The following is a 21,696-nucleotide window of genomic DNA, read 5'->3' as shown; positions in this document are numbered from 1 at the left end:
GAACGCCGCGTGGGGGGCGACCGTTTCTGGGTGAGCGCGCATCTCTTCTCTCAGGGCAACCTTGATCGCTTGTTGACCGACCTGGTGGACCCCTTGCTCGACGAACTGCGTGAGCGGCGATTGGCGGATCGCGGGTTCTTCCTCCGGTACTGGGACGGCGGTCCACATATCCGATTCCGTGTGCTGCCTTCCTGCCTGGAGGCTGTCGCCGCAGTGCGCGGCCTCATCGAGCAGCGGGCCTTCGCGTACTTCGCGCACAGCCCGGCCCCGGAGGTGCTCAGTCAGGAGGAGTACCTGCACTCCGCCCGCGAGATCGGGGCGTGGGAAGGCGTGCGGCCCACGGAGCGCATGTACGCCAACAATTCCGTGCACTTCCTGCCCTATGTTCCCGAGCATCACCGTTACGGTCAGGGCGCGACGCTGGAAGTCGTGGAGGAGCACTTCAGCACCTCGAGTGAGCTCACATTGGAGCTGCTGCGTGGCACAACCGGCCCCGAACAGCGTGAACTGGCCGCTCTGTGCCATCTGTTGCTGGCTTGGTTCCTCAGTGCTCAGGACGTGCATGAGCTCGCCGGACGGCAGCTCGCCAAAGTGTCCGCACGGCGCGTGCCAGGAGCAGTGGATGCGGTGGCGGCGTCGGACGCCCGGTTTCTGCGCCGGCGCGAGCGCTTGCTGACGCTCACCGCCACCATGCGCAAGGTCGGGCGCGCATGGCCGCACATGCCGGACGACAGCAGCCTGAAGCGGTGGGCGTCTTCTGTCTCGGGTGTGGTGGACGCGCTGGGTGCCGACGCGTGCGCGCCGTCAGCGGAGTCAGCGGCGGACCTGTGTGCGCACCTCTTCGCCAATCGCGTGGGGGTACGCATCGACGCCGAGGGCTCGCTGCGTTACCTGGCGGCCCGTGCGATCACCGATCCTGCCGTATTGGAGGGCGCATGATGTGGCGGAGCTTCCACGTCTACTACTACGACCACGACAAGAGCGGCCTACTGCTGGATGCTGTCCGCCCTTTCTTGCAGCGGATAGCGCCGCAGGTGTCCGGGGCGCACTACCTCTTGCACTGGTTGCGCGGCCCGCACGTTCGTATCAATGTGAACGCTGAGCCCGAAGCCTTCGCGGCGACGGTGGTGCCTGCACTGGCCGAGGTGATCACGCCATATTTGGCCGAGCATCCGTCAACCGCAGTGATCGACGCGGCCACGCTGGAGACCCAGCACACACGTCTTGCGCAGCTCGAACATGAACCGGGCCCGGTCACTCCGTTGTACGCGGACAACTCCGTCCATGAGGCCGGCCATGACCAGCGGCTGCACGTTCTCGGCAGTGTGCAGGCCGCCGAGCTGCTCGCGGATTTCTATGACTCCACCACGCCGCTCGCCTTCGAGATGCTTGACCACACGCACCGTCGTGGCAGCCCGTTGGCCGGGCTGTGCTTCGACACCATGATCGCCACGGCACATGCGTTGTCCGGCGTCGGGCTGCAACGCGGTTTTGTGTCCTTCCGGTCGCATGCCGAAGCCTTTCTGTCTTGGTGGCCGGAGGCCGAGGGGTTACGGCAGGCATGGGACCAGCACTACACCGCGCATGCTGGGAAGCTCGCCGAACGTGTACGTCACGTCATGCGGGCAGTTGAGTCACCGACGGAGTCGAAAGGCCTGGTGTGCCGCTGGGTGCAGCAGGCAGCTCCCTTTTTGCCGCGCGGGGCCGAGCTGATGACCGCCGGTGAGCTGTCCATGGATCCGCCCTGGGCAGGCCGGTTCTCCGAGGACGACGAGCTGATCGCCGAGATGGCACGCAAGAGCGCGTTCCACAGCCACCGCCGGCCGGCAGGCGAAGTGGTTGACCAGCTCTGGTTCGACCAGTACCGACTGATCCTGAATTACACATATCTACAGTTGACCCGCTTGGGGCTGTCACCGGTGGAGCGGTTCCTGCTGTGCCACCTTGCGGCGAACACTGTTGAGGACCTGTTCGGTGTCGCGGCCACCGAGGTGCGGCTGCCCGCACCCGGCGAGTTGCAGCGCAGGGCCACGATCCTGCGGGAGCCGTCGTGAGCCATGGGAACGTGCGTCGCCTGTACCGGCTCAAAGATGGCGTGCACAGCGTGCGGACCGCTTCTGGCGAGGTGGCTTTGGCCGCCTGGCCGCACCTTCAGGAGATGGGGCGACTGACCGCCGAGCAGCGGTCGTTGTTGCAGGTCCTGTCCACTGACCGGTCGGCGGAGGAGCTCACCGAACGCTGTCCCCGCGATCAGGCCGAGAGGCTGCTCGCCATGCTGTCCTCGGGCGGCTGGCTGATCACCACCGTCGTCTGCGGAGACCGTCCGCTGTTCAGTAGCCGGCCGCTGGTACCGCACCGAAAGCCGTTGCCTCCCGCGGAGCCGCGCCGGCTGTCCCGGTTCGTCTCGGTCCGCCGGGACGGTGACGAGTTCGTGGTGGAGTCTCCGGCTGCCTGGGCGGAAGTGCGCCTGTACGACAGCCGTCTCGCAGAGCCGGTCCTGACTGCGTGTGCGGCACACCGGGAACTACCTGACGTGCCCCTTGAGGCGGTACGTCTGCTCGCCGGTGAGTTGGCCGACGCCGGCCTCCTCGCGACCGCGGCCGAGACCCAATCCCTCAGCAGGGTCCAGTGGAGCCCCCATGAACTGGCCTTTCATCACGGCAGCAGGCTGCGTGGCGACCACCGGATGGGCCAGGACTTCGGCGGATCGTACTGGGCGAAGGGGAGGTTCGACGCGCCAACGGGCAAGCACCCGCGGTGGCTGGCGGCGGCCATCGAGCTGCCGCGGCCCGACCTGGACAGACTCCGTGTACAGGATCCCGCGCTGGCCGAGGTCATGGAAGCGCGGCAGTCCCTCCGTTCCTACGACGAGGACAACCCGCTGACCGTTGAGGAGTTGGGCGAGTTCCTCTTCCGCACCGCTCGGGTACGGGCAACGGGCAGCGACACCGAGGGACTCGACGTCTCCAGTCGGCCGTACCCCGCGGGCGGTGCTGCCTATGAGCTGGAGGTGTACCCGCTGGTCCGCAACGTGCGTGGGCTGGACGCCGGCCTTTACCACTACGCCCCGCACGGCCACCGGCTGCACCCGGTCCCGGCGTCGGCGACAGCGCTGCGCTGGCTGATGAAGGCGTCAGCAACGGGTATGACCGGGGAAGCCACACCGCAGGTGCTGCTGGTCATCGCCACCAGGTTCGGCCGCCTGGCGTGGAAGTACCAGGCGATGGGCTACGCGTTGACGCTCAAGCACGTCGGGGTGCTGTACCAGAGCATGTACCTCGCGGCGACAGCCATGCGGCTGGCGCCCTGTGCGCTGGGGGTGGGCGATTCGGATGCTTTCGCCGAGGCAACCGGACTGGACTATTTCGAAGAGACCAGTGTCGGCGAATTCGCACTGGGAAGTCTGCCCGCGGCGCGGAGAGAGAGCACCGGATGAGGCCTCGGCTCAAGGACGACACCTATTTCACGTGGGTGAACGAGGGCTTGGTTTGGCTGACTCCCGCCGGTTTGCTGACCGTGAAGGAACCGTCCGTCGCCGCCATGGTGGAGAGACTTGCGCCACGGCTCAACGGATGCCACACGGTGGACGAGCTCACGGCGCGCCTACCGGAGCGGGGCCGCCGCCTGGTCGTCGAGCTGCTGGACGCGCTCGTCCGTCAGGGGCTGGTGGAGGATGTCCGGCCGGGCCGGACGCCCACCACGAGTGCGGACCCGGACGCAGGCTTCGTACAGCAGGTCATGGGTGACCCCGACCCTGCCGTCCAGCGCTACCGCAACGGCAGGGCGCTGGTGATCGGGCCCGATCGGCTCCTCGCTCATTGTCTCGGGGCTCTGTCCGCAAGTGGTGTGACGAGGGTGGAGACGGTCCTCGACGAGGGCGGTGCGGTGCCCGACGGTGCCCTGCACACGATTGTTCACGAGGGCATCGACTTCGCGCTGCACCTCTTCAACTCAACGGGCCTGTCGCACGCTTCCGCTCTCGCCGGTGTCTGCGCCGACCGTGACGTACCGCTGGTTCAAGCGCTGATCTCGGAGTCGGAGGTGCTGGTCGGGCCTTGTACGACGGTCGACTGGACGTCTGTGTGGCTGCGGCTGCGTCCCGAGGACAGGAAGCCGTTCAAGACGGAACCGGAACCACCATCGGGTGCTGCCGGGCGCGTCCTGGCGAACCACATGGTGTTCCAGCTGTTCCGGTGTGTCACGGGTGCTGCCGGATCCGGCGATCAGAGGCTCTGTTCCTTCGCCACGCGGACGCTGGAAACACGTCGCCATGATGTGCTGCCGCACTTGTCCGTCAGAAAGGCGCGGCCTCAGTCCCGGGCGGATTTCGACCGCACAGTCCGCGAGCTGCGGCGGGGGCAGGGATGCTCCGAGGCCGAGTTCTCCGCACGAGCAGTGCAGGCGATCGATGCGCGTTTCGGGCCCATCCGAGACCTGGCGGAGGACGAACTGCCACAGCTGCCGCTCCGCCAGGCGCGCGCGCTCATTGCTATGCCTCCTTGGGCCGATGGCCCGTTGGTGGTGACCGCTTCTGGGCCGGACTTCGCCACCGCGCGGCACCGCACGGCGCTGAAGGCCATCGGAACGTACGGTGCCGTGACCGTCGATCCTCGGCGCTTGCATGTGCACAGCCAGGGTGGTGTTCGCCTTCCTGATGACCCCGATGACATGATCCGTCTGATCCGGGCGGGGGAGGCCGATGCCCGATTGTGGGGAATCCGTCTCGAAGACGCACAACCTTGCCTGGTCGATGCGCGCGAGGCGTTCCCCGTTCTGTCCGAGGGCAGCATGCTGCCGGCGGGACTCGGCTACGGCCTCGACTGGACGACCATGACGAGCGTCGCCGTCCTTGCGCAATGTCGCGCCGCCGTGCTCGCGGGCCCAAGGGAGTTGAGTGGGCCGCGGGTCGGGCAAGAGGTGATCGACGCGGACCCGGTGAGCAAGCGCTACCGCCGGCTGCTCACCGCACTCGGCCACGACCTCCGGCTCATCGACCTCAGCGGGCGGGCAGGCGTGCCGACGGTGGCTGTCATGGTGAACGACGCTGCCGTCCAGGTGAAGTGCAGACTCCGTCTGGTCGAGGCCGTCCGGGCTTCCCTGGAGGCCGTGCTCGTGGCAGCGCAGTCGGGCCGACCGCTTTCGTGCCTCGGCCGCAAGGTGCGGGAAAGCACTGCTCAGTGGTCGCCGCCGCAGGACGCGTCCTTGGACGATGCCGTCAGCGCACTGCGGCAGACCGGGCAGACGCCCGTGCTGGTTCCGTTGAACCATGATCCGGCGATGAACCGGATCACGCCCTATGCCGGGAACGTGGTGCTGATCAATGAGTAATGCGCGTCCGCTCGTCAGCGTCCTGGGTGAAGGTCGGCTACACGATGCCGTCGCGATGCAACTGGCCGCTGATCCCCGGATCAGCTGCGCGTCGCCTGATGCTTCGACGGAGGACTCGGCTGCCGTGGTCGTCGTCGCGGACGCATGGCTGGAGGATGCTGTGGCGCTGGGCCCGAAAGGCGCGGCAGCAGTCCTGCCGGTGTCGACGGAGCTGGGGCACGTGGTCATCGGCCCGCTGACCAGGCTGGGAAGGGCGGGCTGCTGGATGTGCGCCCGGCTGCGCCGCAGCCGTAACCATCCAGAACGCGAACTGGCGATCAGGCGGAACCAGCAGGTCCTGGCGAGCCGGCCCTCGTCCTGGCTGACCAGCTTCGCCGTCGATGCAGTGGCCGCGCTGGTGCATGACGAGATCACAGCCCTCGTGGAAGGGGGCGGACCACGTACGGCATCGTCTTTCCTCCGGGTGTCGTTGGCGGATCTCACCGTCCGGACACACCATGTGCTGCCCGATCCGCTGTGCCAGGTGTGTGGGGAACTGCCGGAGGACACAGCGGAGGATGCTGTGCTGTCGCTGACGCGGAGGCTCAAACTTGCGCCCGGCGCCTACCGCACGCGGGCCGTCGTCGACGCCCGGGAGAGCCTTCTGAGCACCTACGTGGACCCCGAGGCGGGGCTGGTCAGCGAGGTGCAGACGGGCGACGAGGGGGGGCTGCCGGTCGCCAAGGCTCCGCTGGCGATGCGTGGCGCATCGGGTACCGAGGCGGGTTGGGGACGGAGTGACAGTTACCGCGTGAGCACGGTGACCGCCGTGCTGGAGGCGGTCGAACGATGGGGCGGCTTGCAGGCGGGCGGCAAACGCACGGCAGTGCGCGCTGCCTATCGAGAGGTTCGCGAACTGGCCGTCGACCCGGTCTCGCTGGGTCTGTACGACGACGAGCGTTACTCCGGTCCGGACTTCCCGTTCTCACCGTTCCATGACGCCCTCCAGCTGCGTTGGGTATGGGCATACTCCTTTCGTCGTCGGCGTTCGGTGCTGGTGCCTGAGAGCTACGCGTATTACGGTGCGCACGTCCTGGAGCCGGATGAGCCGCGACTCGCGTACGAGATATCGAATGGCTGCGCGCTGGGGAGCTGCATCGAGGAGGCGATTCTCTACGGTCTCCTTGAGGTCGCCGAACGGGATGCCTTCCTCATGGCGTGGTACGGGCAGCGGCCGCTGCCCGTGATCGATCTGGCCTCCGCCCGCGATCCTCGGCTGCGGTTGCTCGCGGCGCACCTTGAGGAGGAGAACGACCGGACGATCACGGTCCTGGACACCACGGTTGAGCAGAACATCCCGTGCGTGTGGGCCATCGCCGTCGGCCGGCCCGATGACACGGTGCGGGCGAGGGCGGTGTGTGCAGGGGGCTCGCACATCGACCCGGAGCGGGCGGTGCTGAACGCGCTGTGCGAACTCGGTCCGATCCTCGCGAGCGTGGACCGCTCCTATGAACAGCGACGGGAGCACGTCTCTGCGATGACCAAGGACTCGCACCTGGTCCGGACGATGGGCGACCACTCCCTGCTGTACGCCGATCCGGAGGTCTTTCCTCGGTTGGCGTTCCTGTTCGCCTCGCAGGAGGTTCGCTCCTTGCGGGAGATGGCGGCGAACAGCATCCCTGTCTCTCCCGACGATCTCACCCAGGACGTCAATCAGGTCATCGGGCGCTATCTGGAGACCGGCTTGGATGTGCTGGTCGTTGACCAGACGACGCCGGAGCACCGTCGCGCAGCTCTTGCCTGCGTCAAGGTGATCGTGCCGGGCACGATACCCATGACGTTCGGCCACGGAATGCGCAGAGTGCACGGCCTGCCGCGGCTCTTCGACATACCGCGTCTGCTCGGCGACCGGAACCCGCCCGTGACAAACGAGGATCTCAACCCCCACCCGCACCCGTTTCCCTGAGGACCGACGACGCCGATGGCCAGCACTGAAGGACAAGCAACCCCGACCCCGCCTTCGTACCCTTTCCGCCAGGCCAGGGGAGTGGGCATCGACCCCGAGTTCGCGCGCTTGCGGCACGATGCGCCGCTCGCCCGTGTCACCATGCCTTATGGCGGCCAGGCGTGGCTGGTGACGCGGTACGAGGACGTGCGTACAGTCCTCGGCGACCGCAGATTCAGTCGGGCGGCCACGCTCGGGCGGGACGTACCGCGGCTGGTCCCGCTCGTCCAGCGGGTGTCGAGCATTCTGACGCTTGACCCACCGGACCACACCCGTCACCGCAGGCTGGTTTCGCGTGCATTCACCCCTCGCCGTATGGAGGAGCTACGTCCAAAGGTGGAGCAGTTCGTCGATGAGCTCATCGACGAACTGGTCGGGCACGGGAAGCCCGCTGACATGGTGGCTCACGTCACCCGACCGCTTCCTGTCATGGTGATCTGCGAGTTGCTGGGCGTTCCCTTTGGCGAGCGGCACCTCTTTTACACATGGTCAGAAGCGATGCGGTCCACCGGCGCCGATGCGGTCGCCAAGATGAAGCAGGCAGGACAGCTCCCCTGGGACTACCTGGCCGACAGGATCTCCGTCGAACGAGAGAATCCGTCCGACAATTTGCTCGGAACGCTGGTGCGAGCGCGTGATGAAGAGGAGCGGCTCAGCGAACAGGAACTGGTGAGCTTCGCGGTAACTCTCCTGTTGGCCGGCCACGAGACGACCACCGACGAGCTCGGCAATTTCCTTTATACGCTCCTCGTGAACCCTGCACACCTTGAGCAACTGCGCGCCCACCCCGACATGTTGGAGCCGGCCATCGAAGAGTTGCTGCGCTTCGTGCCGATCGGAACCCTCTCCGGCTTCACCCGGATCGCCACGGAGGACGTCCGTCTGAGCGGTGGACTGGTACGAGCCGGCGACTCGGTCGTGGTGCAGGCGGATTCGGCCAACCGCGACGAATCAGTCTTCACGGACCCTGACGAGCTGGACTTCCAGCGGGAGCCCAATCGGCACCTGGCCTTCGGCCACGGGCCGCATCACTGCCTGGGAGCGCAGCTCGCCAGGATCGAACTACGGGCCGCGATAGGCGCATTGCTGGCCCGCCTGCCCGCCCTTGCGCTGGCGGTCTCGGCGCACGAAGTGTCGTGGAAGCTCGGGCGATCGGCGCTCGGGCCGCAGGCACTGCCCGTCAGGTGGTAGAGCGAGGGCCGCCGGCGGAAGGCTGGTCAGGCCAAGGCCTGCACGACCTGCCGGACGTTGTCCACGAACTGACGGGCCAGCATTCGGGCATCGTCGTCCGGTATGGCGTCGCGCCGGTAACGCAACACACCGCCGACGGCAGGGTGCGGCCACAACTCCACGGTCAACTCCGGCACGGCATTGGCGGCCGGGCTACGAATGAGCTCGGCCTCAGCGTCACCCCACCGCATGGAGGCCGGGGGGATCTCCTCCTGAAGCAGATATGCCTGCAATAGCGGGTGCCTTCGGTGGCCGTCAGGAAGCTTGGGCATGATCGCATTCATCGGTACCAGCGGCGGCTTCATCGCGGCACGCAGTTCCTCAGCGGCGGTAAGCGCCAGCATCTGCGGTGTGTCAGCTTCGGCCGGCAGCCGCAGCGGCAACAGGCCGGCCATGCAGCCGACCAGAGTGGCCTCCTGCTCCGTGTACCGGCCACTCACGGGAATGGCGACAGCCGGGTCGGGCGCTCCCGTGTACGCGCGCAGGAGCATCACGTAGGCGGCATAGAACACCGACATGGCAGTCCCCTGCACAGCGGCAGCTGCGGCACCCACCTCGGCGATCAGCTCTGGGTCGATGGCCAGCGGCAACTCGTCTGCCGGACCGCTCCAAGGCCTTCGGTCGTTCAGCGGAAAGGTCAGCTCGGGGGCGTCAGCCATGCGCTTGCGCCGGGACCAGACAGCGAACGGGAACCGCTTCCGGTACTGCTCACGCTGGGCAGCGATGACACGGAAGTACGACGGTGGTTGATCGGCCTGCGGGATGATGCCGCGGAGCAGCGCCTTGTAGGCATCGGCGAGTTCCTCGCTGAACAGACGGGCGGACCAACCGTCGAAGAAGATGTGGTGGACGCTGATGGCGAGCACCGCCTCGTGCGGACCGGCCGGGAAGAGCGCGGCCCTGATCGGACTGCCGGCCACCAGATCGAAGGGGCGCATCGCCCACGCGGTTGCCGCCCGCTCCGCCTCTGCCAGGGTCGACACCGCCGGCTGAAGCTTCAACACCCCTGTGGTCTCACCGGCAGGCAGGACACGGACCTGTGGATGTTCCCGGTCAGAGCTGAAACGTACCCGTAGCACCTCATGGCGGGCCACCAGGTGGTCCAGGGCTTCTGAGAGTACTGCCGCATCGAGAGTGCCTCGCAGCCGGTAGATCACCGGAACCACGGCCTCGTCGAGACGGGTGCCGTTGCGCAGTGCCGTCCAGAAGCTGCCGAAGACGAAAGGGAGTTCATGCGGCGTGTATTCCGTCTCGGGACCGGGATCCGCGCGCCCCGTGTCAGTGCCGCTCGGAGAGGCGGGTGCCCGGCCGAGCAGCTCCGCGATCCGTTGCGGCGAGCGCGTGCGGAAGATATCGGAAACCTTGATGGTGCGTGAGAATCTGCTGCTCAACCGCGTGGCCAGGCGCATGGCCGTCAGGGAGGTGGCGCCGCGGTCGAACAGGTCGTCCCCGGGGGCGACCGGGTACCCCAGCAGCTCTGAAGCGACCGAACGGATGGCTTCGATGTCGTGGTCTTCGTTCGCCACACTGTCGCCGGCAGCCGGTGCCGGCAGGAGCGCGGCAAGGGCCCGCTCGTCGGCCTTGCCGTTCGCGGTGAGAGGAAGTTCGTCGATGGCGCGCAGGACGTCGGGCACGAAGCCGGCCGGCAATGTCCTGGTGACCGCGGCCCGCACCTGCTGGGGGTCCACGCCCCCGTGCGGGGTGACGTAGAACGCCGCCAGACGGGTCTTGTTCAGTGCATCGAGCGGCAGCGCCATCGCGACGGCTCGGGTGATGCCGGGCACGGACTCGACGAGGCGTTCGATCTCCTCCGGCTCGATACGCAACCCCCGTACCTTGAGCTGACGGTCCTTGCGACCGGCAAACACCAATTGCCCCCGGTCGTTGATCCGTGCCAGGTCACCGGTCAGATAGGCCCGGACCGCACCGTCAGCCTGGAGCTCGATGAACCGCTGATTCGCCTCGGCGCCGGTTCCGAGATACCCCAGCGATACGCCGTCCCCGCTGAGCGCGATCTCGCCCACGTGCCCCGTGGGCACGACAGTGTGCTGCTCGTCGAGGAGGTGCACGGATGTATTGGTCACCGGCGTGCCGATGGGCACGTCATCGGCCAACTCATCAGTCCGGGCGACCCACAGAGTACTGTTGATGGTGTTCTCCACCGGACCGTAGGCATTCACCAGCTGAAGCCCTGGATGCTGTCGCAGACATCGGGCGACGTGGCCGCCCGGCAGCCGTTCGCCGCCGACGAAGACGAGGCGCAGTCCGGCGAGTGAACCCGGGTCGTCATCGACGAGCATGCCGAACAGGGGAGTGGCGATCGCCAGCATGGTGAGTCCGTCTCGGACCAGTTCGCGTAACCGCTGCCCCGTCAGGTATCGATCATCGAAGAGCACACAGGTGCCGCCGTTGATCAGAGTCACCCATAGTTCGAGGGCGAAGATGTCCCAGGCCATCGAGGAGACTTGCAGAGTGGTCAGTGGGGCGTCGTGCAGGCGTCTGATGTCGATTGCTGTGCGTGCGACGCCCCGGTGCGGCGCAAGCACAGCTTTGGGCATGCCGGTGCTGCCGGACGTGAGGAAAACACAGAAGGGATCTGTGCCGCTCGTGGGCGGCGCGGGCCTGGCCGCTGAGACAGGGCGATCGGGGCGGATCGCGAGCACCTCCTCAACGGTCAGAGTGGTGGCGGTGCCGACCGGCTCTCCGGGCACCGACGCCACACACACCGTGGCGCCGGTTTGCTCGACGAGTTGTCGGCAGCGGCCAACCGGCCAGTCAACAGGCGCGCACGCATAGACCGCGCCCACCTTCAGTAGCCCCAGCAAGACGGTCATCGTCTCGGGAGTGCGCTCAGCCCGGACCACCACCACGTCACCGGCGACCACTCCCTGCCCAGTCAGGACCGCAGCCGCCCGGTCCGCCGCCGCTACCAGTGCGCGGTAGGACACTGAGGTGTCTCGCCACCGAAGTGCGACGGCTGCCGGATTGGCAGTGGCTGCACGGTCCACAAGGGCATCGATGCGGTCTCCCTCGGAGTAGGGAGTGCGTGGGCCGTGCAATACCGACATCGGCAGTTTGGCTATTGCCACCTGGCGCCTCCGATTGTGTCCAGGGCACGGGCGCAGGTGCTGCGCAGCCGCCACAGCTTGCACACTATCTCTGCGTCGGCGACCACTTGTGCGATTTCGGAGTTTCCACCTCCCCCTGCCTCGATCAATGCCTGCGCAATTTCCTGGCCAGGTGGGAGGCGCCGAGGAGCAGCACGGCCGTCAACGCCAAGGAGGCCAGCACCATGCACGCAAGGGCCTCGACGCCGGCTCCATGGGCAAGGACGGCTTCCAGCGCGAAACTCAGGGTGGTCACCGAGATCAGCAGCGGTGCTGCGTACCAGAACAGGAAGACGAAGAAGCTGAGGTCCCCGAAGGGAGTAGGGATGCCGATGAACAGCAGCTCGGACCGGACCGGTCCGCGGACCGCCGCCACGATCGAGGCCGCGGCGAACGGCAGCGCGCACACCGGCATCATCAGGAGCGCCCAGGCAGCTCCGTTCAGGGCGAAGGGTACGGCCGCCAGGAAAGCCAATGCCGCGCCGAGCCCTGCCGGGACGATCGCGTGATGGAGCATCAAGGTCGCGAAGCGGAAGGGAGACCATGATGAGCGCCGGAGATCGTCCGCCTCCCATCGCGCCGACTCGGCCAGCTGACCAACCGCCAGATACCCGAAAAACAAGGCCGTGACCACAGCGGCGACCCTGCTTCGGCCGTCGAGCGATGCGGCCATCCCCGACGTCGCTGCGCCGGCCGCGGTCCAGAGGGCCGCGCTGCCGACACGGCCCGGTGCGCGCAACAACGCCACGGCGTCGCGCCACATCACCACAAGGTACTTGCTGCGCGGCATGGGCAGCCGACGCCGTGACTCATGCCCGTCACGTCCGAGCGCCTCGCTCACTGCCAGCTTCGCGGCGCGCAGTTCCACCGACCACATCACCGATGCGACCGTGGTGGCCGTCGCCGCGCGAGCACGCAACTGCGTTGTGGGGACGGTCGCGGAAACCGTATGCGCGTACCGCGTCGCCGCGGCGGTGAGGACCACGAGCAGCGCAACAGCGGCGGGCCATGTGTGCGCCGAGCCACCCGCCGCATGGACGACCGGTTGCGCGGCCCAGCCCCAGGGCCCGGACCACAGCTCGACCTGCTCCAGCACGGGAAGCCGGTGCCCAGCAGCCGCCCACCCCGCCTGCGCGACGAGCATCACCAACAGCAGCACGGCGTACGGCGTCCATGCCCTGACCCGGGTTCCCAGGCTGGTCCGTCGTTCGACCTGGAGGGCGAGCACGACCGCCAGGAGCGGGAGACACAGCCCGGCGGGCAGACAGCTGGCAAACCCGGTACCCAGCGACGAGAGTCCGGTCAGGTGCAGCAGAATCCCCCCGGCGACCGCGCACAGCACCCCGGCGACGACAGCGAGTCCAGCAGTGAGGCGGAAGTAGGGGCGTAGCACCCGTGCCCGGTCGACCGGCTGGCTGAGAAGCCACGCGGCGTCCGGTCCCGGCACGATCACCGGCCCGCGCCACAGCGCGTCGCGCGCGGCGAGCACCACCAAACTGAGAGCCAGCAGCACCAGACCGGCGGGAAGCGTACGGCGGATCGCCTCCAAGGCGTCCCCATGGGCGGCCGCGTGCTCCAGGCGCTTGGCGAAGCGGTAGACGAAGGTCGTGCCGTAGCCGCCGGCGAGCAGGACGAGTGAGTAACCGATGACTCCGAGATCACGATTCCGTCTGCTGCGGTGGCTGCGGCGTTTGTCGCGCAGCCAGCGCAACGTCTCGGAAGTGCGGTCGTACTCCGGCGTCCAGGCTGTCTCGTCGCTCACTGGTGGCCACCTAACTGCTGGAGAACACTGGCCGGGGAGCCGGAGGCCACGACTTTGCCGTCCTCCAGAGCGACCACCCGGTCGGCCACCGCTCGAACGAGATCTGCCTGATGGGTGGCGAGCAGAACCGCTACGCCGTCCTCTTTCTCTCCGATGAGCAGTTCGCTCAGGCGCCTCCGGGAGTCCGGGTCCAGGCGCTGCTCCGGCTCATCGAGTACGAGAAGATCGCGGGGGCGGACCAGGGCAGCAGCAAGCAGGAATGCCTGCATCTGTCCCGATGACAGGGCGGCGGGGAGATGGTGGGCGTGGCCCTCAAGACGGCGGTCGGTCAGGACTTGATCGATCCACTCGTCCGCGTCGGCCACGTCGTGGGCCACGGTGATGAGCTTGAGATGGTCGTGCACACTCAGATCGGGATAGAAGGCGACGCTGTCGCCGGCTACGGCGACCCTGGCGCGTACCCCGGGGTCGTCCTCGTCGATGACCCTGCCGTCGAACAGTGCTGTGCCGGTGGTCGGTTTGTCCCGGCCGCTGGCGATGCGCAGCAACGTGGATTTTCCCGAGCCGTTGTGTCCGAAGAGGGCGGTGCAGGTACCGGCCGGCACCTTCAGGTCCAGGGGGTGCAGGGCCTGGCGATCACCGTAGGTGCGGCTGATCCCGCGAAGCTGCAATAAGGCGGGGACGGCATCTCCGCCGGCTTTGCTTGTCTTGCTGGGCATCGTGCCTCCGATATGAGGAAAGATCCGATATCGCGAGCCTAGCGGCCAGGCCGATGACCACAGTTGCCGCGCCGACGGTCCGGCGGCAAGGTTGACCGATGTTCGCTGCCGCCCACCGTCGGGCGGGCGTTCAGGGGCAGAGCTGGCAACCGGCTCGAAGGTTCCCAGGGACGGTCAGTTGCGGATCGGCAGCAACACCAAGATGTTCACCGCGGTGATCGTGCTGCAACTGGTCAGTGAGGGGAAGATCGGCCTCGACGCCCCGGTCGAAACCTATCTGCCGGGCCTGGCACGCGGGGAGGGGATCGACGGACGCCACATCACCGTCCGTCAGCTCTTGCAGCACATTAGCGGACTTCCCAACTACGTCCCGTACCTCGGCGACGACGTCCGCTACTACAAGCCCCTCGACCTTCTCGATATTGCGCTCCAGCACAAAGCCGACTTCGTCCCCGGGACGAAATGGAAGTGCAGCAACACGAATTACGTGCTGGCCGGCCTGATCACCCAAGGGCTACTACGAGGATTCCGCAGGAGCTCCGCCGCGCGACGTCACGGAATGGGACCCTTCCTGGGGCTGGGCGGCGGGGGAAGCGGGGGATCCCGCGCGGTGGTGGCGGCGTCAGGAGAGCTCTCTCCGGCTCCGGCGTCTTTCCCCTGCTCACGCCCGTGTTAGCCGGACGTTAGCGGAGCGGCAGTCTCGCGCTATTGGTCGCGATCAGAGTGGTGACGTACCGAAGAGAGAACGACACCGACCGTCCGGGGGGACCTGAAATGAGCTCCAGCAACACCGTCCGCACCGCACGTCGCCGTACCCTGCGTGTTGCCGCCGCGGCTCTGACCGCGGCCGCCGCCCTTACCCTGACCGCCTGCTCCGACTCGGACGCCGCCGGTACCAAGCCCCCGGGCCAGTCGGACACGGGCATGGCCGCCGACTCCGGCGGCACGGGCTCCTCCCCCAAGGCGCAGGGCTCCGACGCCCCGCCGAGCGCCCCTGCCAAGCCCGACACCGAGGCGGGCGCCGCGGGAAAGCAGTCGGGCAAGCAGTCGGGCAAGCGGTCCGGTGGCGGGCAGACCGCCGAGGGGGGCAAGGCGGGGTCCGCGGGCCGCACCCAGCGTCTGGCGGACGGCATCAGCACGGCCGAGGTCACCAAGCTCGGTGACCAGCACTACCGCGCCAAGATCGTCGCCCACGGTTCGGTCCTGGCCACGCTGGAGACGAAGGGGCATGACGACGGTCTCGACGCCAACGACATGTTCGTCACCCTCACGCTGGACGGCCAGGTCCATTCCTGGATGGGCGGCGGACAGCAGGGACCGGGCACCTTCAAGCTCGCGGGCGGCTGGACGGCCAAGGTCACGAAGGTCGGCGAGCTGAAGTACCGCGCGCAGATCATCGGCCATGACGGCGTGGCTGCCACGCTGGAGACGAAGGGGCATGACGTCGGTCTCGACGCGAACGGCGTCTACATCGTGCTCAGCAGCGGCGGCGTGATCAGCGCCCACGCGTAAACGCCCACCCGGCTACGGCGGTGGAGTTGCCTCCGGCGGCTCCACCGCTGACCGACACACGAGGGCGGCTGCCCGTGGGCCGGCCGCCGCGCCCGGTTCCCCGATGGCGGACCGTCGGCGAGCCCACATGTGCACATCCGATGCCGCGCGCCTGCCCCACGGCTGGTGGCGCAGACACTTAAATATCGGAGCGTGACTACAAAGCCGCAGCGCTTCACGATCTTGTTGGTCCCCGAACATGTTGAGGACAGGGGCGGTGCCTCCGAGGAGGACTCAGCCGTCCGATCGGCGGTCGTCGAGGCCACCGGCGAGACGGGCGCCTCTGGCTACCCCCGCTACGCCGGACACGGGATCGTGGCCGACATCGACCCCAGCACGCGTACGGTCGAGGCGCTCCTCGTCGATGGCACCGAGCTGGACTATGGGCTGACCGCCAAGGTCACTTCCTGAGGGCGTACGACAGGTTGTGGTCGCGCCGGGTCTTGCTACCCCCGTGGGGACCGCCTTGCCAAGCTCGGTGTCGGGCACCGCGCGGTCATGTTCTCTTCCTCATGGGGAGTCGCCCTTGCGAGAGCGGCTTGCCCGGCCGGGGCGAGCGGTGGTGCGGTCCGTGGGGTCCGGTAGCGGGGGCAGGGAAGGCTCGTGCAGCCAGGCATCGAAGAGTTCGTCGAGGGGTGAGGCGGCGTACCGCTGGGCGTGTGCGGTGAAGTCGGCGGTGCTCACGGTGCCGTGGCGATACTTCGTGGCCCAGTCCCTGAGCATGCGGAAGAAGGCGTCTTCGCCCAGGGCACAGCGCAGGGCATGGACCGTCAGCCCCCCTCGTTCGTAGAGCCGGTCGTCGAACATTCGCTGTTTGCCCGGGTCGGCCAGCCGCAGGTCCAGCGGAAGCAAGGCCAGCGTTCGGTGTGCCTCAGCGGCGTGCGCGGCCGCCGTGGTGCCTCCGCTCTGCTCCGACCACAGCCACTCCGCGTATTTGGCGAAGCCCTCGTTGAGCCAGATGTGCTGCCAGTCGGCGACGGAGACGCTGTTGCCGAACCACTGATGGGCCAGTTCGTGGGCGATCAGGCGCTCCGAGGTGCGGGCGCCGTCGACGTGGTTGGTGCCGAAGGTGGCCACTCCCTGGGCCTCCACCGGGACGGTCAGTTCCTCGTCGGTGATCACGACCGCGTACTCCCCGAAGGGGAATGCCCCGAATACCGCCTCGAAGAACCGCATCATCCGGTCCTGCCGAGCGAAGTCCACGGTGAATGGGGGCAGCAGCCGTGCGGGCAGGTAGGCGGTCTGCGGCACCGGCGGGTGCGGTCCGTCCGCCGGCGCCGGCGAGGTGAGGGGCACGGCCGTGTACCTGCCGAGAGAGACGGTGACCAGGTAGGTGGAGGTGGGGGCCGGCTGCTCGTAGACCCAGGTGGTGCTGCTCGCCCGGGTGGTACGGGAGAGCAGTCGGCCGCCGGCCACCACGGTGTAGGGGGACGGTGTGGTGATCGAGATCCGGTAGGACGCCTTGTCGGCCGGACGGTCGTTGCAGGGGTACCAGGACGGTGCGCCGACCGGCTGGCTGGCCACCAGCGCACCTTCGGTCAGTTCCTCCCAGCCCAGGCCGCCCCAGGGGCTGTTCACCGGCTGGGGATTGCCGGTGTAGCGCACTTCGACGGTGAAGGAGGTGCCCGGGGCGAGTGCTCGGGCCGGTCGGATGCGCAGCTTGCCCGCCCGGTGGGTGTAGCGCGCGGTACGGCCGTCGACGAGCACCCGGTGAATTCTGAAGGGGGCCAGGTCGAGTGCGATCTCGCCCAGTGCGGCGGGGCCGGTCAGTGCGCTGAGCCGGGCCGAGCCGCTGAGCCGGTTGGGCAGCGGGCGGTAGTCCAGGTCGAGCTCGTAGTGTTGCACCTGGTAGCGGGGGTCGCCATGGTCCGGGAAGTACGGGTCGGCGCCGGGACCGGAAACCTGTTGGGGGTTCAACGGTCTCCCTCCTCCCGGGCGGCGGGCTGACGGTTCATGGTCGCGCGGTGCCTCACTCTCGCCAGGCCCCGATCGGGTTGCCCAGCCAACGGGTGCTGTCCGGTACGGTTTCCGCGCCCATCGCCAACGAACCCGGCCCGAGGGTGCTGCGCGCGCCGAGGGTGCTGCCGGGCAGCACGATGCCGTTGGGGCCGAGTGTGGCACCTTCACGGAGAGTCACGCGGTTCATCCGGATGATGCGATCGTGAAAGAGGTGGGTCTGGAGTACGCATCCCCGGTTGACGCTCACTCCGTCCTCCAGCGTGACCAGGTCGGGTTCCGGCAGCCAGTAGGTTTCACACCACACCCCCCGGCCGACGGTGGCCCCCAGGGCCCGCAGCCAGAGGTTCGTCAGCGGTGTGCCCGGCACCGCACCGACCAGCCACGGCACGGCCAGCACCTCGACGAAGGTGTCGGCGAGTTCCGCACGCCATACGAACCCGCTCCAGAGCGGACGTTCCGCCGACCGGAAGCGGCCCACCAGCAGCCATTTGGCAGCGATGGACACCGCACAGGCGGCGCCTCCCGCGGCCAACAGCACCAGGCCGGACAGCAGCGCCGCCACCGCCGGAGAGCCGCGTCCGGCCAGCTGGGCCAGCGCGGCCAGCACCAGCAGGCCGAGCGCGGCGGAGACCAGCACCGGCAGCAGACGGCACCCTTCGACCAGCCCTCGGCCCCAGAGCAACCGGGACGGCGGATCATAGGTCCGGCGATCGTCCGCGGCGTCGGCCGAGCGCGGCAGCCGCATGGGCGGCATCCCCAGATATGAGCCGCCCTTCTTCGCCTTCTTCGGAGCGGCGGACAGCACGCCCACCAGCGACCGTGCAGGGACGGCGCGCCCCTGCGCGGTCATGCCCGAGTTGCCGAGGAAGCCTCGCTCACCGATCTCGGCCGCACCGATCCGGAGCCATCCGCCGCCCAGCTGATACGGGGCGAGCAGGGTGTCGTCGGCGACGAAGGCCCCGTCGTGCACCGTGGTGAAGGTGGGCAGCGCCAGTACCGTGGAGACCTCGACGCGTCTGCCGACCGTCATGCCCAGCGTGCGCAGCCAGACCGGAGTGATGAGGCCGGCGTAGAGCGGGAAGAGCGTGCCCCGGGCCAGGTCCATCAGTTGGCTCACGGTCCAGGCCCGCCACGCGACTCCACCGTGCACCGGGTGCCAGCCGGGTTGCAGACCACGGCTCAGCAGCCGGACGGCGACGATCAGCAGGGCGGCGTACGTCAGCCCGAAGGTCAGAGTGGCGGGCACCAGCGCGATGAGGGCTCCGCGTACGGCTTCCGTGAGACCTGCCCCGGTGTGGACGAAACAGCCCGCCACCGCCAGTGCCGGGATCCCCGCCAGCAGCTGTAGCAGGCCCAGCCCCGGGCCGCTCACTCCGTAGAGGGCTGTCCACCGGGCCCGGTGTGGGGGACGCCGCTTGGGCCACCGCCGTTCGGCCTTGCCCCGTTTGATGGCGGGCGCACCGCCCCAGCTCTGGCCGGTCGGCACCCGGCCGTCGACGACGGAACCGGGGGTGACCTGGGCGCGCTTGCCCACCCGGGCGCCGGGAAGCAGGGTGCTGCGGGTACCGACCACCGCGCCCGAACCGACCTTCACCGGACCGATCTCCAGCCGGTCCCCGTCCAGCCAGTAGCCGGACAGGTCCACCTCCGGCTCGATGGCACACCCGCGGCCCAGCTTGAGCATGCCGGTGACCGGCGGCAGCGAGTGCAGATCCACATCGGGTCCGATGCGCGCGCCCACCGCCCGGCCGTACCGGATCAGCCATGTCCCGGACAGGCCGGCGGCTCCACTGACTTCCGCGAGCCGCTCCGCCGTCCACAGTCGCAGATGTATGTGTCCGCCGCGGGGGTAGCTGCCCGGCCGCAGTCCCCGCAGCAGAAGCCGTGCCCCGCCGGCCGCTATCGCCAGCCTGCCCGGCGGGCTGAAGAACAGCAGGCCGCCGGCCGCCACCCACCACCACGACGCCGTTGGCGCCCACGGATAGCTGCCGCACCACGCCAGCACATTGCCCAGGGCCAGCAGCGCGAGCGTCCAGCGCAGCCCGACCAGGGTGAAGAGCGGGAGCAGCAGGAGCAGTTGGCCGATCTTGGCCCGGGCCGGGACGGGCAGCACACAGCGAGTGCCGCTCCCGCCCTGCACGGAGCGCTCCAGCAGCCGGGCCATCTTGCGCAGAGTGGCCTGCTGGTAGACATCGCGGACGGCGGTGGCCGGGTAGCGGGTGCGGAGCAGGGTGGTGAGCTGGGCGGCGGCCAGGCTGCCGCCACCGATCGCGAAGAAGTCGTCCCGGACGTCGGTGACCGGCACACCGAGGATCTCGCGCCACTGCTCGGCGAGCCACGCCTCGGTGCCGCTGAACAGCCCGGCCGAACCCGCCGCACCGGGCTCCGGCCCGGCCGTCCACGGCAGCGGCCAGGGCAGCGCGGCCCGGTCCACCTTGCCGGAGGTGCGGGTGGGCAGGGTGTCGACGGGGGCGAGCAACGGCACCAGAGCGGCGGGCAATTGGGCACGCAGTCGTTCGACGGCTTGAGTGCGGTCCCAGCCGTCCCGGGTCACCACATACCCGACCAGCAGGGAATTGCCGCCGCGCGCCGTCCGGACGGCGGCAGCGGCACCGCTCACGCCGGGGAGCGCGCACAGGGCCGCGTCCACCTCGCCCAGCTCGATCCGCCGGCCACCGATTTTGACCTGCTCGTCGTTCCGGCCCAGGAAGACCAGGCCGTCGGGCTCGGCCCGTACGAGATCACCGGTGCGGTAGGCCCGCTGCCAGCCGAGCGACTCCAGCGGACCGTACTTCTCGGCGTCCTTGTCGCGGTCCAGATAGCGCGCCAGTCCCACCCCGCCGATGACCAGTTGCCCACTCCCGCCCATGGCGACGGGCGCCCCGGCCCCGTCCACCACGGCCAGATCCCAGCCGTCCAACGGCAGCCCGATCATGACCGGCCCGTCACGGGTCAGCAGGGCGGCGCAGGCGACCACGGTGGCCTCCGTCGGACCGTAGGTGTTCCAGACCTCCCGCCCCTCGGTGACCAGCCGCTCCACCAGTTCGGGTGGACACGGCTCGCCGCCGAAGACCAGCAGCCGTACGTCGTTGAGTGCCTCTGCCGGCCACAGGGCGGCGAGGGTGGGGACCGTGGACACGACGGTGATGTCCTGTTCGGCGAGCCATGGCCCGAGACCGGCTCCGTCCCGTACCCGGGAACGTGTCACGGGTACCAGGCAGGCGCCGTGCCGCCAGGCGAGCCACATTTCCTCGCACGAGGCGTCGAAGGCGACCGAGAGACCGGCCATCACCCGGTCACCCGGTCCGATCGGCTCGTCCTGGAGGAAGAGCGCGGCCTCGGCGTCGACGAAGGCCGCCGCGCTGCGGTGGGTGACGGCCACGCCCTTGGGCTTCCCGGTGGAACCGGAGGTGAAGATGATCCAGGCGTCATCCACGGGACTGGGGCGGCGCTTACGGCCGGTGGCTCGCGGACCCGTCATCGTGAGCCGCCGCCCGGCCTCCAGGACGGCGCTCACCGCCGCTTCCTCAAACACCAGGTTCGCCCGCTCGTCCGGATCCTCGGCGTCCACGGGTACGTACGCCGCCCCCGCGGCGAGCACCGCCAGAATGCAGACGTAGAGGTCATGGGTGCCGGAGGGCAGCCGCACCCCGACGCGATCGCCTACGCCGATCCCGGCCGACGCCAGCCGTCGCCGCAGCCCGTCGACCTCAGCGGCGAGTTCCCGGTAGCTCAGTGCGGTCCGTCCGTCGTCCAGGGCCGACTCGTGCGGATGGATCAGGACGGTGGCGTCCAGCACATCGAGGAGGGTCCGCGCGGCGGGAGCCGTACGTCCGCCGAACACCGCGGGCAGGAAGCCGGCGCTCTCGTCGACGGCATCCAGCTCCCGCACCATGCGCCCCGACGTCAGTTCAGCCATGTGTTCCTCGTCCCTGTTCCCCCTTCCACCGCTGAGTGGGACGAGTGGCTGGGGGCGTGGCACCACGCCGCGCGACGCCGTCCCCCTGGGCGCGAACCGCAGGCATCGCCCGCAGGATCCACCCGTCCATCCATGCG

General features: G+C 68.7%; 13 protein-coding genes and 1 pseudogene. 9 read left to right on the top strand and 5 right to left on the bottom strand.

The annotated features are described in order from the left end of the window. Nucleotides 1-30 precede the first annotated feature (30 nt). The 6 genes from QT196_RS02750 to QT196_RS02725 all read left to right on the top strand — a co-directional run bounded on the left by QT196_RS02750 (nt 31) and on the right by QT196_RS02725 (nt 8,503). A complete protein-coding gene (locus QT196_RS02750; RefSeq protein ID WP_168477218.1) occupies nt 31-939 on the top strand; it encodes a thiopeptide-type bacteriocin biosynthesis protein in 909 nt (302 codons plus the stop codon). After that, nucleotides 936-2,054 carry a thiopeptide maturation pyridine synthase gene (locus tag QT196_RS02745; protein WP_266735216.1) on the top strand — a complete coding sequence of 373 codons (1,119 nt, stop codon included), beginning with the start codon at nt 936-938 and terminating at the stop codon, nt 2,052-2,054. The genes QT196_RS02750 and QT196_RS02745 overlap by 4 nt, the downstream gene beginning before the upstream one ends. A gap of 104 nt (nt 2,055-2,158) precedes the next feature. Beyond that, nucleotides 2,159-3,436, top strand: coding sequence for a SagB family peptide dehydrogenase (locus QT196_RS02740; RefSeq protein WP_266735218.1), 1,278 nt, complete (start codon nt 2,159-2,161; stop codon nt 3,434-3,436). Then, nucleotides 3,433-5,328, top strand: a complete 1,896-nt coding sequence (locus QT196_RS02735; protein WP_290354266.1) for a hypothetical protein — start codon at nt 3,433-3,435, stop codon at nt 5,326-5,328. The genes QT196_RS02740 and QT196_RS02735 overlap by 4 nt, the downstream gene beginning before the upstream one ends. Continuing rightward, nucleotides 5,321-7,273: a TOMM precursor leader peptide-binding protein gene (locus QT196_RS02730; protein WP_290354265.1), complete on the top strand. Its 1,953-nt coding sequence runs from the start codon at nt 5,321-5,323 to the stop codon at nt 7,271-7,273. Before QT196_RS02735 ends, QT196_RS02730 begins: the two co-directional genes overlap by 8 nt. 81 nt (nt 7,274-7,354) lie before the next feature. Then, nucleotides 7,355-8,503, top strand: coding sequence for a cytochrome P450 (locus tag QT196_RS02725; protein ID WP_248000992.1), 1,149 nt, complete (start codon nt 7,355-7,357; stop codon nt 8,501-8,503). Between the two features lie 26 nt (nt 8,504-8,529). On the opposite strand, the gene QT196_RS02720 is transcribed toward QT196_RS02725, so the two are convergent. The 3 genes from QT196_RS02720 to QT196_RS02710 all read right to left on the bottom strand — a co-directional run bounded on the left by QT196_RS02720 (nt 8,530) and on the right by QT196_RS02710 (nt 14,130). Then, nucleotides 8,530-11,610: an AMP-binding protein gene (locus QT196_RS02720; RefSeq protein ID WP_168483521.1), complete on the bottom strand. Its 3,081-nt coding sequence runs from the start codon at nt 11,608-11,610 to the stop codon at nt 8,530-8,532. A gap of 145 nt (nt 11,611-11,755) precedes the next feature. After that, a complete protein-coding gene (locus QT196_RS02715) occupies nt 11,756-13,411 on the bottom strand; it encodes a DUF6297 family protein (RefSeq protein WP_290354263.1) in 1,656 nt (551 codons plus the stop codon). Next, the gene (locus QT196_RS02710) at nt 13,408-14,130 is read right to left on the bottom strand and encodes an ABC transporter ATP-binding protein (protein WP_168477205.1); all 723 of its coding nucleotides are present in this window, start codon (nt 14,128-14,130) and stop codon (nt 13,408-13,410) included. Before QT196_RS02710 ends, QT196_RS02715 begins: the two co-directional genes overlap by 4 nt. A gap of 91 nt (nt 14,131-14,221) precedes the next feature. Here QT196_RS02710 and QT196_RS02705 point away from each other — a divergent pair. The 3 genes and pseudogenes from QT196_RS02705 to QT196_RS02695 form a co-directional block, all read left to right on the top strand. Next, nucleotides 14,222-14,723, top strand: a pseudogene (locus tag QT196_RS02705) (serine hydrolase domain-containing protein); the annotation flags it as partial. A gap of 181 nt (nt 14,724-14,904) precedes the next feature. Next, on the top strand, nt 14,905-15,642 hold the full coding sequence (locus QT196_RS02700) for a hypothetical protein (protein ID WP_290354262.1): 738 nt from the start codon (nt 14,905-14,907) through the stop codon (nt 15,640-15,642). 192 nt (nt 15,643-15,834) lie between these two features. Continuing rightward, nucleotides 15,835-16,092, top strand: coding sequence for a hypothetical protein (locus QT196_RS02695; protein ID WP_168477201.1), 258 nt, complete (start codon nt 15,835-15,837; stop codon nt 16,090-16,092). A gap of 99 nt (nt 16,093-16,191) precedes the next feature. Here the strand turns inward: QT196_RS02695 and QT196_RS02690 are convergent, their stop codons facing one another. Both QT196_RS02690 and QT196_RS02685 read right to left on the bottom strand, forming a co-directional pair. Next, a complete protein-coding gene (locus QT196_RS02690) occupies nt 16,192-17,598 on the bottom strand; it encodes a M1 family metallopeptidase (RefSeq protein ID WP_266735230.1) in 1,407 nt (468 codons plus the stop codon). 52 nt (nt 17,599-17,650) lie between these two features. Next, complete coding sequence (locus QT196_RS02685; RefSeq protein ID WP_290354260.1) at nt 17,651-21,559, bottom strand: Pls/PosA family non-ribosomal peptide synthetase; 3,909 nt, start codon at nt 21,557-21,559, stop codon at nt 17,651-17,653. Between the last annotated feature and the right edge of the window lie 137 nt (nt 21,560-21,696).

The sequence above is a fragment of the Streptomyces sp. P9-2B-2 genome (genome assembly GCF_030406865.1).
Lineage (GTDB): Bacteria > Actinomycetota > Actinomycetes > Streptomycetales > Streptomycetaceae > Streptomyces > Streptomyces platensis.
Note: the sequence above shows the minus strand (reverse complement) of the source record. Positions and strands in the feature narration are given on the sequence as shown.

Bases quoted from the DNA above. Each gene is read 5' to 3' on its own strand.
- QT196_RS02745 (WP_266735216.1), top strand. From the start codon at position 936: ATGATGTGGCGGAGCTTCCACGTCTACTACTACGACCACGACAAGAGC.
- QT196_RS02740 (WP_266735218.1), top strand. From the start codon at position 2,159: ATGGGGCGACTGACCGCCGAGCAGCGGTCGTTGTTGCAGGTCCTGTCC.
- QT196_RS02735 (WP_290354266.1), top strand. From the start codon at position 3,433: ATGAGGCCTCGGCTCAAGGACGACACCTATTTCACGTGGGTGAACGAG.
- QT196_RS02730 (WP_290354265.1), top strand. From the start codon at position 5,321: ATGAGTAATGCGCGTCCGCTCGTCAGCGTCCTGGGTGAAGGTCGGCTA.
- QT196_RS02720 (WP_168483521.1), bottom strand. From the start codon at position 11,610: ATGTCGGTATTGCACGGCCCACGCACTCCCTACTCCGAGGGAGACCGC.
- QT196_RS02710 (WP_168477205.1), bottom strand. From the start codon at position 14,130: ATGCCCAGCAAGACAAGCAAAGCCGGCGGAGATGCCGTCCCCGCCTTA.
- QT196_RS02700 (WP_290354262.1), top strand. From the start codon at position 14,905: ATGAGCTCCAGCAACACCGTCCGCACCGCACGTCGCCGTACCCTGCGT.
- QT196_RS02685 (WP_290354260.1), bottom strand. From the start codon at position 21,559: ATGGCTGAACTGACGTCGGGGCGCATGGTGCGGGAGCTGGATGCCGTC.